Source organism: Microcoleus sp. B4-D4 (assembly GCF_036705185.1).
In the GTDB taxonomy this organism is placed as follows: Bacteria; Cyanobacteriota; Cyanobacteriia; order Cyanobacteriales; family Microcoleaceae; genus Microcoleus.
The window spans coordinates 19,594-34,785 of the sequence record NZ_JAUBTX010000062.1; the positions used below are offsets into that span (position 1 = coordinate 19,594).

Sequence of the window (15,192 nt, forward strand, 5' to 3'; positions counted from 1 at the left end):
GATTTATGTAGAAGGCTGAAGGCACTCTGATGTAGCAGGCTAGAGATGTATAGCATTTCTCATAAAGATGAGGTGCCGCTGGGCATAGGGCATAGGGCATACTTCACTTTCTTGACAACGGCTATAGAACGTAGAATTAATAGAATCAAAAATATTTTGGTAAGTGTGGTTATTTATTCTTAAAGCCGATCGCGCGCCAAAAGATCGATATAGATTGTGCGCCTGACTGGGGCGGGCTTAACTGACACTCGCGACCTTGTAAAATATGACGGCTGCATCATCTATAATGTACAAATCTCGAAAGCATAATTTTAATCGATAGCTGAAACTGAATATGAAGTTAACAAAATTTGTATCGATCGCCATTGCCCTGTTTGTTGGATCGAGCGCCAGCATATTATCTAGCAACAGTAGAGCATTGGGGGCAGAAAAAGTTGTCCTGACATTTGGCCCGATCGCACAAACCATCAATATCAGCGACTTAGAAAACTTTGCTAAAAACGGCACGACGACACCAACCATCAAACAAATTATCGGGTTCTCCAAAATGGACCCACAAGTGCTGCAGGGATTGATGAGTCTAGAAATCGGTTTAAAGCCCGCTATTCTGGCGAGGGTAGTTTACAGTACGCCAGGAGAAAAAATTACGGACGAAATCGGTCAAGCAATTCGGACTCACCGCCGCACAGAAAGCGGCAAAGCCCTGCGGGCTGCGGTGATTCTGGCATCCGGCGACGACGGTAGGCTGTCGCTGCTAGAAATCCTGAAAAAGTATCCTCTGCCGGAGGTTTACGTAGATGTTGCCAGCCTTGCGGCCACAGTTGGGAAAGTTCAGGGTTTAGTGGGGAACGTGCAAAACCTGCTGCAAGAGTCGATGCGCGAGACAACTCGGACAACTCGCACCGAAACTCCGATCGCACCTCGTCCCAGCCTTCCGCCAACAACTCCGCCTCCGGCACGTCGTCCCGCACCTGTACCCCTACCAGCACCTGCACCACAGCCTGCGAGCCCTGTCAGAGGACTTTGGTAAGAAACGAAAATTTAATAATTTAAGAATCTCCTACAGTCTTCTCTCTTGTAAGTTTCGAGAGCAAAGGAGGCAGAGTATCGTCTATCTGCATTACCAGGCAGAGCCTGGTAATGCAGATAGACGAGCAACGAGCAAATGGGGACTTGGATTCGGAACGATCGAGCCAATTGGATTTTTGGCGATCGCAATCATTTTTTCTTCAGCAATTTTTTAAGCAACTTAGGAACCTCCGAAGGCCGAGCCGCCACGGGTATTTCCGCCTCTTCAAAGGCAGCCATTTTGTTATCGGCCTTAATTCCAAAGGCTTTCTGGGCTGCAGCGCGAGAACTGATCAAAATGCCGGCGTGGCCCAAAGACGGGCCCTTGGGAACGTAGTGTCCGGCGAGATAAGCAACTACGGGTTTGTCTATTGCCGAAGCGATGTAAGAAGCCGCAGCTTGTTCGCTCCAGCCGCCCGCTTCCCCCACCAACACTATCGCCTCCGTACAGTCGTCTTCGTCCAAAATTTGCAGCCACTGCATAAACGACGAACCCAGAATCGCGTCGCAGCCAATACAAACAGCCATCGACTGCCCCAATCCTGCCCCAGTCAGTTCGAGAGCAATTTCGTAAGTCAAAGTGCTGCTGCGGCTGATTACCCCGATCGAACCGGGAGTGTAGAATTCTTTGGGGTGAGTGCCCAATAGCAGTTTGTCCGGGACAATAATCCCCGGACTGTTGGGCCCGATTAACAAAGTTTCGGTGGCCTCTGCTTTTCTGACTAAGCGCACCATATCCAGAGGAGGCACTCCCCCGGTGACGATCGCAATTTGCCGAATTCCTGCGGCGATCGCTTCTTGAGCCGCATCCAGCACCGCATAACGGTCTACCAAAATTACCGCAGTGTCAACGTTACCCACTGCCGCCACGGCTTGTTCTACCAAATCAAAAATCGGAATTCCCTCCACCTCCTGCCCGCCTTTACCGGGACTGACACCGGCGACTACATTAGTGCCGTATGCTTTCATCATCAGGGCGGTGCGGGTTGACGCTGGAGATTCTGTAATGCCCTGTACTAGGACTTTGCTTTCAGGAGTTAAATTCATTTTTTGCCATTTGACAGTCCTTCACACTCGTCTTTTGCCGATCGACTGCCGCTACTTGGCCGAGGCTACAGAAGCGGCCGCAGCCCGATCCAAACTGCTAACTAGCTGCACCGGCAACTCTCCCAAACGCTTTTTTACAGCATCAGAATCGATATCTACCAGACGCAGCACAACTTGGATGTGGCGGTTGGCGCGAGCTTTCCGTTCCAAATAGCCGGCTACTGCGGCGGTGATTTCCTCAGTTTTGGAGGCGCGGGCCAAAATATTGACCAGTATCACCTTAACGTTTTTATTTTGAGCGACTAACTCCAGGGCCAATTCCGCGCGATCGCGCAGGGCATTTGCTGTATCGTAGGGGTTTAGAGAACCCATATTCACAAAATTAGCTGGTTTTCCTCCTTGGTGGGCTACAGCATCCAAAGTTGCCATTGTCAGGCCCATTCCGTTGCACAAAATCCCGATATTCCCATCTAGTTCGATTAATTGCAAAGATTCGGAATTCGAGATTGGGGATTGAGATTTTGCGTCAAACTCCGGCAAGTGCTGGGCCGGAGAGTGAGAATTGTGACTCGCGCCCGCATGGGGATTTCTCCTGTTTCCTACGAACCCGCTGCTTTGGTTTTTACCCGAGAGTGCGGCCAAGTCTGGATGCCGCCCCAAAGCATCGTCATTGGCGCTGACTTTACCATCTAAAGCCATTACCTCTCCCGTAGGACTGATGCCGAGAGGATTGATTTCTACTAAATCTAAATCTTTTTCGACAAACAGTCGGTACATTTTCTCGACGATCGCGCTCACCGATTGAATCAAGTCTCCCTGCAATCCCATTTTCAGCATCAAACGCCGCGCGTAGAATGGCGAAAATTCTTGGTCTACGGCAACTTGCTGCATTTTGTCGATCGACCCTTCAACATCCATACCTCCTTCTCTCGAACCCAGAAGTACCGGGCGTCGCGCTACGGGGTCTAGGAGTACCGCCAAGTACAATTCTTGGTCAGCGTTGTACTTCGCTTCGGCCAGCAGGACTTGGGGATATTCAGACTCGATCGGCAAATTAAAAATTGTTTGAGCAGCAGCAACTGCATCGATCGTATTTTCCACAAATTTAATACCACCCGCCCGGCCTCGTCCCCCAGCGCGCACTTGCGACTTGAGTACAACTGGGTAGGGAATTTTCAGTCCCTTGAGGTCGGCGGGATTATCAATCCGTTGTGATGGCAAAATCGGAATTGCCATCTGACGGAATAAAGATTTAGCTTGATACTCTAACAAATCCATTTTTAACTGAATGTGAGTGGGAAGTCCCGCACCCTACCTGTACTCAGGTGGGTGACGGGATGAAAACGAACCAGAAACAAGTTGAGCGATAGCGAATCAGTGATACAATTGCACTATCTTGACCACTATCTCTTAGGCGAAAACCAAGCTAAACGGAGCGTGTAGTCAGAAAAAGTATGGGTCTTAGGAACTAGGACTCCTGCCTGTGGAGGGAAGATAAGACTACTTGCTTCAACGGATAGCAACAGCACATCCCAATGAATCAGGAAGCCAGTGCTGTATGCTACGCATCAGCGTCTGGTAGTTCACTAACGGGTGATATCATTTCCGGTCGATCTTCGTAACAAAAACGGTTCGCGCGTGCGGACTAAAGTCCGCTCCCGGATTGCCTGTGCAAGTCCGCACGCGCGATCCAATTTTATCGTTGTCAATCGACCGGATGCGATATGACTGGTAGTTGGCAACAAGCAATTGGCCGTAATTGGCAATTCATAATTATTAGATAATAATTGGTTTTTTGTCAAGTCAAAACTCAAATATTCTGGCTTTTAATTTTTATTTTTAGACTTTTGTATAGCCGATTACTTATTCGCAACAGATCGCCCATCGCCGATTACTTAATCGGTTTTGGAGTGTTTTTGGCGATCGATAAATAAATTGCCAAATTTCACTGTCCGATCGGGCGGCGATATATAACCTTCGCAAAAAAGATGTTCCGCAACCGATTTGCACTTGCCGTCAGTCGATTTTAAATACTTCGGCTTCTCTAGTCATTAGTCATTAGTCATTAGTCATTAGTCATTGGTCATTGGTCATTAGTCATTAGTCATTAGTCATTAGTCATTAGTCATTGGTCATTAGTCATTAGTCATTAGTCATTAGTCATTGGTCATTAGTCATTGGTCATTAGTCATCAGGCAGAAGAAGGAAAAACGAAGAAGGAAGAAGGAAGAAGAGATATAGCGGTTCTCATAAAAGTGAGGTATGCTTTTAGGCCCGATGCTTTTAGGCCCGATGCTTTTAGGCCCGATGCCCCATGCCCCATGCCCCATGCCCTATGCCCTATGCCCTATGCCCGATGCCCTATGCCCTATTAAATGGATTTACTTAGCAGCCCCTTGATGGACAGTTTTGACCCATTTTAGCCGCTTGGGACGCACCGCAATCCGAGCCGTCACACTCCCCACCAGCAGCCAGTGCAACATATACACAGTACCCCGTAGCGTTTGCAGGAAGGTGACAAAAACTCTTTTCACCTCAAATTTCGTCTCTTTGCGAGTGCGGCGCAAACCGACAAACATTCCCACCAGCGACAAGGTAAGGGTCATAAAAGTTATGGGACTGGCTAGAGGCATCCGGCGCAGCACAATTGACATCAAAAAGTCGGGTAGCGCTACTGTGGGCAAGAAATATTGAGATACCCAAAATCCAAATAAATCCCAAGTTTTCCCGATTCCCATGCGGTTTTGCAAAATTAGCTGCCAGTAGTCAAGATAGCGCTGATAGCCGCCTTCTGCCCAGCGATTGCGCTGGTGCCACAGAGCCCTAGCGTTGGTGACTCCTTCTTCTAACACGGCTGGGAAAGGCAAAAATTCAATGTCCCACTGGTCTAGGTGCAGCCTTACGGTCAAATCTAGATCGTCGGTAATCGTTTCCTCGTTCCAGCCGCCGCAGCTTTCTAAGGCGGTGCGGCGCATGAATTGGCCGTTACCGCGCAATTCTCCAATGCCGCCGATCGCAGTCCGTTGCTGCTGGAAAAAACTGTCGAGAGCCATTTCTGCTTCTTGGCCGCGAGTCCACACATTCACCCCAGCATTGGCGATGGCTTTTCTGACTTGCACCGCCCCTACTTGTTCTCGATCGAATACCGGCAGCACCCGGCGCAGCAAATCCGGCGTTACCGTCGCGTCGGCGTCAAATATTCCCACAAATTCGCCGCGAGTCAGCGGCAAGACTTGATTTAGGGCTCCCGACTTGCCGCCGCTGGCATTGACTCCTCTGCGAAATACTTTAAGTTGCGGGTATTTTTTGGTTAGCTGTTCCAATACCAGTGGCGTACCGTCGCTGCTGCGATCGTCGATCGCCCAAAGTTCGTAACGGTCGATCGGATAATCTAAATTGCAGATTGATTCTACCAATCGGGCAATCACCGCTTCCTCATTTTTCGCCGCCACCAGCAGCGAGACATAAGGCCAATCTTCTCGACTTTCATCTGAAAGAGGAGGGAGTGCGGGTTTGGGCCCGGCAAACAAAACTCGCAGCGCTTGCATCCACAGCAGCCCCGTCAACCCCCACACTACCCACGCACCCCAGGAAATCCAGTGCAGGGCGATCGTTCCTCCCCAAACCGCAGTCAGCACTACCGCAGCTTTTGCTCGCCTTCCCCGGTAAAGATTTTGAGGAAAAGACGGAGAGCCCGGCACAGACACCGCCACCGGGATCTCTGATGAAGTTTCCGCGTCAAACACCCTGTCCCCCATGTCTGGTATGGCAAATATTTTGCTTGCCTTCGAGTTCGAGGTCAAACTATTGAGCTCTTCTCTAGCTAAATCAGGGATTTCCAAGTTAAGCTCGGTGCGAGCGTCGTTTTCTGGCCAAGAACTCTCCTGCATAGGTTACTTGATTAAACAACCAATAGTTTTTGATTTTATAGATAAGTATTTACTGTATCAGTTTCTGGGCTTTTGTCGAAAGCAGACGCTGGCACGCTTGCAGGAAAACCCGCTGCTGGTTTGACCCGCCCAAAAACGGATACTGTCGTGCCACGTACAGGAGTTTTTCGCTGTCCCAAATTTTCAACCCCTGTTCGAGCCTGCTGATTCAGGGCGCTGCAAGTAAATCTAAAATCTAAAATTGACTGGCTTTTGCTTGCGCTTAGCCTAGAATATCTGCTAGTTTTTGCAGAGCAGCTCAACTAATCTGCTAGTAGTAATTATCAGGATGTGGAAATATGTCTCTTCCTCAACTGAAGCCAGCCGACGACAAAGAAGTGAAAGTCTACGCTCCTTTCTGTCAGGAGCCCCGGCGCAAGTTTTTGCCGCACGCTATCGGTCTCTACAAGCTCAAAAGCTTGGAGGGGGCCCGAAAAATTGACGGCGGCGAGGACGTGCCGTTTGTCGCTAGTTGGAATATTTCGTCGCTGCCGATCGATTTGACCCGCTGTCGGGTGTTGTTTGACGGCAATGCTGAACTCAGCTACGAAGTAACGATGCAAAGCTCTGAATTTGTCACTTGTTTAATTGAGGTACTTTTGACTTTTCAGCGGACTCGTACTAGCGTCGATTTTTCTAAAACGTTTTACCGCAAGCTGATGCGAATGGATGATTAACTTTCCCCGGGCCGGCACTCCCGAAAGCCTGCAATTGAATGGCGCTATAACTGGCGCACCAATCGTGTAATGCTACCACTGACGGCGACATTACACGATCGGTGCGCCAGTTCTATTATTGATGCTCAATAGAACTGAGATCGTTTCCGGTTGCATCGGAATAATAAAATCGAGTCAACAGTCAACAGTCAGCAGTCAGCAGTCAACAGTCAGCAGTCAGCAGTCAACAGTCAGCAGTCATGTATGAGTGCAACTGGAATTGATATGAGTTATGGCATTGTTCTCCATCACCTCTTTTGTAGTGCTAGGGGTGCGATCGCGATCGTCCGATTTCCTTTTTCAATACTCAGTATTGTAGAGTTTTTACTTGACTGAATATGACTAAAAAAGGCTAGAGATAAACATATTTTATCCGTAAATTATGGCGAAACGTTGCTGTAATGTTAATGGGAAAAAGGTAAGGGGGGAAACGGTAAGAAAGCAATCGATCGCCCTTGACGCAACTCTGTTGAGAACCGCTCTCTGAAAAAACTGGTGTGAAAAACTCAGAATGTCAAAGAATGCGGACAAAAGGGTTGCGAACACATGAATAACACATTTAATTAAAAAAAATAATCTGACCAAAAGTGACCAAATCGAGTATAATCGAATTGCGAAATTGAGTCGCAGTGGAAAAATGCTGTTGAAAAAATTAAATTTATTAAAATAGACAGATGCAAATTGAGGAGAGAAGGCGTAACCAAATTGACTAAATATTTACTGATCGGTTCGACAAAAGCTTACAGCGGTAAGTCCGCGATCGCCCTAGGGATGGCACTCGCACTCCCAGCAAAAGGACTCTCCGTCGCCTACGGCAAACCTCTGGGAACCTGTTTCAGCTCGGAGGGAGCTGGAACCGAGGAGGAAGACGTGCGGTTCGCGGTGGAGACGCTGAAACTCTCAGAAAGTCAGATGCCCTCAACACTGCTGTCTTTGGACGAGGAGACGGTTCACAAGCGTTTGCGGGGAGAAGACAAGACAGACTATCGGCTCTCTCTGGCGCAATATTTGCAAGGCCCCAAGGCAGACTTGGTACTGTTAGAAGGCCCGGCTAATTTGGAGGAAGGCAGTCTGTTTGACTTGTCTTTGCCTCAAGTAGCTGAGGCGGTTGATGCCTCTGTGCTGTTGGTGACGCGCCCGATCGATCTTTATATAGACGATTTGCTGTCGGCTAAACGGCGTTTGGGTTCGCGCTTGGCTGGCGTTGTCCTCAACGATGTGCCCTCGGACAAACTCGAATCGATCGCGACGACAGTGCGGCCTTTCTTGGAGGCTGCGGGTATTCCAGTTTTGGGAATGCTGCCGAGAAGCGCTTTGCTGCGGAGTGTCAGCGTCAAAGAATTGGTGCACCAATTGAAAGCCGAAGTGCTCTGCCGTCCAGACCGTTTGGATTTGATGGTGGAAACCTTGACAATTGGCGCGATGAATGTTAGTTCGGCGATGAAGTATTTCCGCAAAGCGAGAAATATGGCGGTAGTCACCGGGGGCGATCGCACCGACATTCAACTCGCGGCTCTGGAAAGCTCAACTCAGTGCTTAATTCTCACAGGCCACTTGCCTCCTTCTCCCCTGGTAATCGGCAGAGCAGAAGAAATGGAAATTCCAGTTTTGTCTGTAGATTTGGATACCCTAACCACGGTAGAAATTATCGACAGCACCTTTGGCAGCGTGCGCCTGCACGAACCGATCAAGGTGGAATGCGTTACTCAGCTAATGGCAGAACACTTTGACTGGGAAAGCACGCTCGCATCCTTGGGTTTGGGAGCGAAAGTCCATTAAGCAGGCCGCCGGAGTGTAAGAAGGCAGAATTTTTTTTTTGAATTAAACAATAAAAATGGAAAATTCTTAAATTCTCAATTTTTCAGGAATTCTACCTTCAGCTACGGCTGCTCAACGCCTTATGGCTCCCTCAAATCTCGCCATCCCCCAGTCAAATCTTGTAAATGTGCAATTTTTAACTGGTTTTTGGCGGCAATTGCTGGGGAGTCTGCTAAAATCCACAACGTAGTTTTATTTAATTTAATAAATTCTTTGAGTCAATCAATTGAGCTACCCAGAGTTGATGATTTTTTACAAGAACTTGCGGCGATCCAGCAAACCAGCTCCAAGCGGATTGCTCTTTTGGGTTCTCGTCACGTTCCTATTACCCACCAGCAGCTAATTGAGATGCTGAGCTACGCCTTAGTTCTGGGAGGCAATCAGCTCATCACATCAGGCGCTACAGGCACTAATTCCGCCGCGATTCGGGGGGCAATGCAGGCAGATCCTAATCTGCTGACGGTGATTTTGCCACAAAGTATGAGCCGCCAGCCGCGGGAGTCTCGCGAGCAGCTAGAACAAGTGATACATTTGGTGGAAAATCCTAAAAATGATAGCTTGTCTCTCCCGGAAGCTAGCGCCATGTGCAATCAGGAGATTATTTCTCGCTGTCAGCAACTGATCTGTTTTGCTTTTCACGAAAGCCACACTTTGCTGAAAACTTGCCAAGATGCGGAAGAACAGCGCAAGGTGGTTACTCTGTTCTATTTTGATTGAATTGCGAGGCGGATGATGCTGTTGGGATTGCCTGTGTCGGTTATTCTGCTTGATTGTATTGCTGTGGCGGCAGCGCTGGTTTATGCACCGTTTTTGGTGGTTGCCCTCGCCCGCTTGCAGCTAGGTTACGACCAAGCAGCCCCGCGCGCTATGTTTGAGAGGTTGCCGGATTACGCTCAGCGGGCAACTTGGGCGCACCAAAATTCGTTTGAGACGTTTATGCTGTTTTCAGCGGCGGCTTTGATGGCTTTTGTGACGGGGGTAGATTCGGAGGTGGCGGGTTTGGCTGCGATCGCTTTTACGATCGCCCGCTTGTTATTTTCCGTTTTCTATATTCTGAATGTGCCTCTGGGGCGATCGCTCATGTTTGCGATTAGTTCTTCTTGCACAGCTACTTTATTCTATTTCAGTTTGATGGCTGTTAATTAATAGTCAGCAGTCATTAGTCATTAGTCAGTTGGCAGTTGGCAGTTGGCAGTTGGCAGTTGGCAGTTGGCAGTTGCTAGTTGCTAGTTGCTAGTTGGCAGTTGCTAGTTGGCAGTTGCTAGTTGGCAGTTGGCAGTTGCTAGTTGCTAGTTGGCAACAGTCAACAGTCAACAGTCAACAGCTAACAATACGCAATGCCCAATGCCCAATGCCCATTACCCATTACCCATTACCCATTACCAATTACGAATTTATGGCTGCTAGTTATTCCTTTGATATTGTCAGCGATTTCGATCGGCAAGAAGTAGTTAACGCTGTTGACCAAACAGTGCGGGAAATTCAAAGCCGCTACGACTTAAAAGATACCAAAACTACCGTGGAATTGGGCGCAGAATCGATCGTCGTCAACACCGACAGCGAATTTACTCTAGATGCAATTCACACTGTTTTGCAAACAAAAGCCGCCAAGCGGAATTTATCTCTGAAAATTTTTGATTACGGCAAAATTGATCCGGCTAGCGGCAGCCGCGTCCGTCAAGAAATCAAACTAAAAAAAGGGATCGATCAGGAAATTGCCAAAAAAATCACTAAATTAATTCGAGATGAGTTTAAAAAGATTCAAGGCTCAATTCAAGGTGACGCAGTGCGCGTTTCTGCCAAGGATAAAGATGATTTGCAGTTGGTAATTCAACGGTTGAAGCAAGAAGATTATCCGATGGCTTTACAGTTTACAAATTATCGGTAAATTTTTGCAAGCTAAGTATGGGATTCCCAGTTGTGCGATCGCCTCGGAGAGTGCGATTGAACTTGCGTGGCACTTGCTGGGATTCAACAACCCTACTTTGCTGCAAGCCGATGCGGATGCTGGCTACACATATTTGCACCAAATCAACTTGTATATCACTTTGGCAATAGACTTGAATACAATAAATATTCTCAGCGTTCTGAACAAATCGATTCAGCCAAGCCTCAAGGTACTGATGAAATAAGGGTTTGGAAGCTCTATTACAGTTGCATTACTTTTTGGAACTGATATTAAGCACAGAAACTATATGAGCCATGAATTGCGATCGCTCCTCGATGCTATTCTCGGCTTTTCGCCATTGAAGGTAGGCGCTAACAACCTCTCCTTTGACCAACATGAAAATGCGGGAATCATCTATCATAGTGGTGATGATTTACTAACACTAATTAATGTACTCGATTTAGCGAAAATCGAAGCAGGTAAAACCACTATAAATCCTACAGGCTTTGACCTACATCTATTGCTGAAAAAGTTAGAAAATCTGTTACATTTACGAGCTCACAATACGGAATTAAATTTGCTATTCCAACGAACAGAAAATGTTACCGTGGGGGGAGAAATTCCCAAAACAGAAACTCGTTTGATAAAATCCCTAAAAAAACTTTATCGTCAATTGAATTTTGAGCAGATTGTTGATTTAGTTGAACCCCGGAGCGGCAATGTCTAAACTACTCAAGTCCGTTAGTATTTTTCTCATTACCTGCTGTCTGCTATTTGCTTGCCATGCTCCAAGACCAACCGAATTAAAACGCCCTCCCTTGAAAGTAGGATTTACCATTTTTGTTGGCTATAATCCAGTTATCATTGCCCAAAAAAAAGGATTCTTCAAAGCACAAGGAGTAGACGTAGAAATAATTTATACAAATTACAGCCAATTGCAACAAGCAGATTTCAGTGCCGGGAAGTATGATGGTGGTGGATTTGCCTTGGGAGGTTTTATGAGCTTGAGTGCCACAAATCCCGATATGCAAACTGTGATGGTTGTAGATGAAACCACAGGCGCAGATGTGGTAGTCGCACAATCACAAATTAAAACCATAGCTGACTTGAAAGGGAAAAAAGTGAGCGCAAATCTAGGCGCATTTAGTGAAGTTTTTGTCACTGAGATGTTAAAAACTGCCAACTTAACGAACGAAGATGTAAATATAGTTAAATTCGACGCTTACGAATTTCCCCAACGCTTAAAAAGCAAGGAAATCCAAGCAGGACATACTTGGGAACCCTATCTTTCTGAAGCAATAAAATTAGGAAATCACATCCTATTTACCAGCAAAGAAACTCCGGGCTTGATTTTAGATGTGGTTGCCTTTCGCGGTGAAGTAATCCGCGATCGTCCTGAAGATATTCGTGCATTTATTCGAGCATGGCTGCAAGCCGTGACCTACTGGGAAGCAAATGTTGAGGAAGGAAACGCTATCATTAGTAAAGCATTAAAGATTCCTAGCACTACACTATCCCTAGAGGGCATAAACCTCACTAATCTTGAGGAAAATAAGAAATTTTTTGACTCTGGCAGTAGTCAGTCTATCTACAAAACAGCTAAGATATATACAGATTTTTTTATTCGATCTGGCAACGTTACACGTATTCCCGATCTCAAAAGTTTGTTTAATTCATCTTTCTTATCTCCTCCTACTGTGCGCCCATGAATCACTCACTTTTAAACAGTATCCGTACCAAGTTAATCGTATCATTTCTCATGGTTGCTCTCATCCCTTTACTGTTGTTAGCTTATCTGAATAAACAAACAACAGAAAAGGCACTAACTGACAACGCACGACAAGCTCTATCTGCGGCAGCCAAGGAAACTGTTAACAGAATAGATGCGTTTATTGATGGTAATCTCAATGCCGTGCGCGTAGAAGCGATTTTACCAGGTTTATCTGCTTACCTGGGCCAAACGATCGAACAGCGAAAGGATAGTCCTGAAATGCGGTTAGCGACAGAAACATTAATCCGTCTCAGTCGTAAAGATATGCTTAATATTATCTCTTACGCTTTGCTAGATCTAAACGGACGGAATGTTTTAGATACGAATACACCGGATATTGGTCGAGATGAATCCAGTCAAACTTACTGGAGAGAACCGCTGCAAACTCAGCTACCTTTTGTCTCTAGTATGAAGCGATCGCCAACAATTCCCGATCTAATTCAACTGTTTTTTAGTAGTCCTGTTCGCAATGCAAAGGGAAAGATACTAGGGATATTGCGAGTATCCTACAATGCAACAGTTGTTCAGCAATTAGTAACTCGACAAACTGAGCGAGCCGGGCCAAAATTATCAGCAATTCTTTTAGATGAAAATTATATTTATCTAGCCCATAGCACTACACCTAAACTGCTTTTTAAATCCCTGGTACCTCTATCGTCTGATGTGGCAAATAAACTCCGAAGAGAAGGGCGTTTCTCAAAGGATTTAACGAAAGAAACTGGTACAAATTTACCGATCGTCAAGCAAGCATTAGATACCAAAAAATCCTCTTTGATAGCATCATTTACGGGAAATAATAATCAGGCAAATTTGATTGCGATCGCTCGTTTACAATATAAACCTTGGTCTGTGCTTTTCGCACAACCGCTAGCTGTGGCTCTAGCGCCTGTGGACAAGCAAATTAGTGATGCACTATTCCTATTTACACTAATCACTGGAGTAGTAACAATCATCGCCGTTGCCATTGGGCAACTACTGACTAAGCCATTGATTTATCTCGCTAATATCGTGGCTGAGTTTACTGCGGGTAACTTAAATATCCGGGTTAAAATTAACTCAAAAGATGAAACAGCTCAACTAGCACGAGCTTTTAATAATATGGCAGGACAGTTACAAACATCTTTTGAAACTTTAGAAAATCGTGTAGAGGAACGAACAGCAGAGTTAGTCATTGCCAAAGAAAAAGCCGAAGTAGCAAATCAAGCTAAAAGTAGATTTATTGCCAATATGAGCCACGAATTGCGATCGCCCCTCAATGCTATTCTCGGCTTTTCGCAATTGATGGTACGCGCCACAAATATGCCCCCTGAACAATACGAGAATGCCGGAATTATCTATCGCAGTGGCGATTATCTCTTAACGCTAATTAATAATGTACTCGATTTATCGAAAATCGAAGCAGGTAAAACCACTATAAATCCTACAGAATTTGATTTACATCTCTTGCTGAATGATTTAGAAGATATGCTGCATTTGCGCGCAACTAATGCTGGATTGAAGATGATTTTTCAGCGTACCGAAAATGTCGCCCGCTACATCTGTACCGATGAACTAAAACTGCGTCAGGTTTTAATTAATTTACTCAGTAATGCCATCAAATTCACCTCAGAGGGGAACGTGACTCTGAATGTTTTTCAGGGAGAACAAGAAACCACAGATGTTTTTCAGATTCATTTTCGGGTGCGTGATACTGGGGTGGGTATTGCAGCAGCAGAACTGCCAAAACTATTTGATGCTTTTAGTCAAGCCCAAGCCGGAAAAGAAATGCAGGAAGGAACGGGTTTAGGTTTAGCAATCAGCCAAAAATTTGTGCAATTGATGGGGGGAGATATTTCTGCAAAAAGTGAATTAGGAAAAGGTACAACTTTCTCATTCTATATTCAGGTAAAATTGGGGCAGAAAACCCAGAGCAAGAGTACAGGAGAATATCCCAGAGTGCTAGCACTTGCTCCCGGTCAACCTAGCTACAAAATTCTCACAGTCGATGATAAATATATTAATCGACAATTACTAATTAAGTTGCTCAGTCCCTTGGGATTTGAGGTGAAAGAAGCTAGTAACGGACAAGAGGCGATCGCAATTTGGGATGAATGGGAACCTCACCTCATCTGGATGGACATGAGGATGCCAGTGATGGATGGCTACGAAGCGACAAAATACATCAAATCTACCACTAAAGGCAATGCTACGGCTATAATCGCGTTAACAGCGAGTGTTTTGGAAGAAGAAAGGGCGATCGTGCTTTCAGCCGGTTGTGATGACTTCCTTCGCAAACCCTTTGTTGAACAAAGTATTTTTGATGCACTAACTAAGCATTTGGGTGTCAAATATATCTATGCAAAAAAAATATCTCCAGTCTTGGATGATACAGAAAAAAGCCCATTGACATCGGAAGATTTAACCTGTATGCCCCAAGAATGGATTAGTCAACTATACGCAGCGGCACTTGAGGCAAACACCAACCTCGTGTTACAAGTAGTAGGAGAAATTCCCCAAACAGAAACTCGTTTGATAAAATCCCTGACAAAACTTGCCAGTCAATTTAAGTTTGAGCAGATTCTTGATTTAGTTGAACCCCTAATAAACAATGAATCTTAATTCGGAAATCGAAAATAAAGGTAATATTCTAATTGTAGACGATCTTCTAGAAAATCTACAATTACTAAGCAATGCACTCCTCAAACTCGGCTACACTGTTCGCAGCGTCACCAGTGGGCGGATGGCACTGAAAACGGTGAAGGTAAAGCGACCAGATGTGATACTTTTAGATGTTAAGATGCCCGAAATGGATGGTTATCAAGTCTGTAGAACTCTCAAAGCTGATGCAGACTTGAGCCAGATTCCAGTGATTTTCATTAGTGCTTTAGATGATGTTTTCGACAAAGTAACCGCCTTTGAGTTAGGGGCGATAGACTACATTACCAAACCATTTCAAATCGAAGAAGTCGTGGCGCG

Annotated in this window: 15 protein-coding genes; 12 read left to right on the forward strand and 3 right to left on the reverse strand. The window is 45.9% G+C overall.

Annotation, left to right across the window (positions count from 1 at the left end):
* The first annotated feature begins 334 nt into the window (after positions 1 to 334).
* Positions 335 to 1,030 (forward strand): alpha/beta hydrolase, encoded by a 696-nt coding sequence (locus tag QUB13_RS27485; protein ID WP_333387521.1) that lies wholly within the window; start codon positions 335 to 337, stop codon positions 1,028 to 1,030.
* Between the two features lie 188 nt (positions 1,031 to 1,218).
* Here the strand turns inward: QUB13_RS27485 and QUB13_RS27490 are convergent, their stop codons facing one another.
* The 3 genes from QUB13_RS27490 to QUB13_RS27500 form a co-directional block, all read right to left on the reverse strand.
* On the reverse strand, positions 1,219 to 2,115 hold the full coding sequence (locus tag QUB13_RS27490) for a succinate--CoA ligase subunit alpha (RefSeq protein WP_333118767.1): 897 nt from the start codon (positions 2,113 to 2,115) through the stop codon (positions 1,219 to 1,221).
* Between the two features lie 51 nt (positions 2,116 to 2,166).
* Complete coding sequence (locus tag QUB13_RS27495) at positions 2,167 to 3,393, reverse strand: succinate--CoA ligase subunit beta (protein WP_333387524.1); 1,227 nt, start codon at positions 3,391 to 3,393, stop codon at positions 2,167 to 2,169.
* A gap of 1,103 nt (positions 3,394 to 4,496) precedes the next feature.
* Positions 4,497 to 6,005 carry a glycosyltransferase gene (locus QUB13_RS27500; protein ID WP_333387527.1) on the reverse strand — a complete coding sequence of 503 codons (1,509 nt, stop codon included), beginning with the start codon at positions 6,003 to 6,005 and terminating at the stop codon, positions 4,497 to 4,499.
* A 338-nt stretch (positions 6,006 to 6,343) separates the two neighbouring features.
* On the opposite strand from QUB13_RS27500, the gene ebsA reads away from it, so the two are divergent.
* The 11 genes from ebsA to QUB13_RS27555 all read left to right on the forward strand — a co-directional run.
* Positions 6,344 to 6,721: a type IV pilus biogenesis protein EbsA gene (gene ebsA, locus QUB13_RS27505; protein WP_333387530.1), complete on the forward strand. Its 378-nt coding sequence runs from the start codon at positions 6,344 to 6,346 to the stop codon at positions 6,719 to 6,721.
* Positions 6,722 to 6,871: 150 nt separating this feature from the next.
* The gene (locus QUB13_RS27510; protein ID WP_333387533.1) at positions 6,872 to 7,096 is read left to right on the forward strand and encodes a hypothetical protein; all 225 of its coding nucleotides are present in this window, start codon (positions 6,872 to 6,874) and stop codon (positions 7,094 to 7,096) included.
* Positions 7,097 to 7,441: 345 nt separating this feature from the next.
* Positions 7,442 to 8,539: a phosphotransacetylase family protein gene (locus QUB13_RS27515; protein ID WP_333387535.1), complete on the forward strand. Its 1,098-nt coding sequence runs from the start codon at positions 7,442 to 7,444 to the stop codon at positions 8,537 to 8,539.
* Positions 8,540 to 8,791: 252 nt separating this feature from the next.
* Positions 8,792 to 9,295: a DNA recombination-mediator protein A gene (locus QUB13_RS27520; RefSeq protein ID WP_193974988.1), complete on the forward strand. Its 504-nt coding sequence runs from the start codon at positions 8,792 to 8,794 to the stop codon at positions 9,293 to 9,295.
* 15 nt (positions 9,296 to 9,310) lie between these two features.
* A complete protein-coding gene (locus QUB13_RS27525; RefSeq protein ID WP_333387548.1) occupies positions 9,311 to 9,724 on the forward strand; it encodes an MAPEG family protein in 414 nt (137 codons plus the stop codon).
* A gap of 250 nt (positions 9,725 to 9,974) precedes the next feature.
* Complete coding sequence (locus tag QUB13_RS27530) at positions 9,975 to 10,466, forward strand: YajQ family cyclic di-GMP-binding protein (protein ID WP_194011603.1); 492 nt, start codon at positions 9,975 to 9,977, stop codon at positions 10,464 to 10,466.
* Positions 10,467 to 10,470: 4 nt separating this feature from the next.
* Positions 10,471 to 10,710, forward strand: coding sequence for a hypothetical protein (locus QUB13_RS27535; RefSeq protein ID WP_333387538.1), 240 nt, complete (start codon positions 10,471 to 10,473; stop codon positions 10,708 to 10,710).
* 63 nt (positions 10,711 to 10,773) lie between these two features.
* Positions 10,774 to 11,193, forward strand: a complete 420-nt coding sequence (locus tag QUB13_RS27540; protein ID WP_333387540.1) for a histidine kinase dimerization/phospho-acceptor domain-containing protein — start codon at positions 10,774 to 10,776, stop codon at positions 11,191 to 11,193.
* Positions 11,186 to 12,175 carry an ABC transporter substrate-binding protein gene (locus QUB13_RS27545; RefSeq protein ID WP_333387542.1) on the forward strand — a complete coding sequence of 330 codons (990 nt, stop codon included), beginning with the start codon at positions 11,186 to 11,188 and terminating at the stop codon, positions 12,173 to 12,175. Before QUB13_RS27540 ends, QUB13_RS27545 begins: the two co-directional genes overlap by 8 nt.
* Before the next feature lie 50 nt (positions 12,176 to 12,225).
* On the forward strand, positions 12,226 to 14,835 hold the full coding sequence (locus QUB13_RS27550; protein WP_333387543.1) for a hybrid sensor histidine kinase/response regulator: 2,610 nt from the start codon (positions 12,226 to 12,228) through the stop codon (positions 14,833 to 14,835).
* Positions 14,825 to 15,192 (forward strand): response regulator (locus QUB13_RS27555; RefSeq protein WP_333387544.1); only part of this gene is annotated, 368 nt, incomplete at its 3' end. The genes QUB13_RS27550 and QUB13_RS27555, both read left to right, overlap by 11 nt.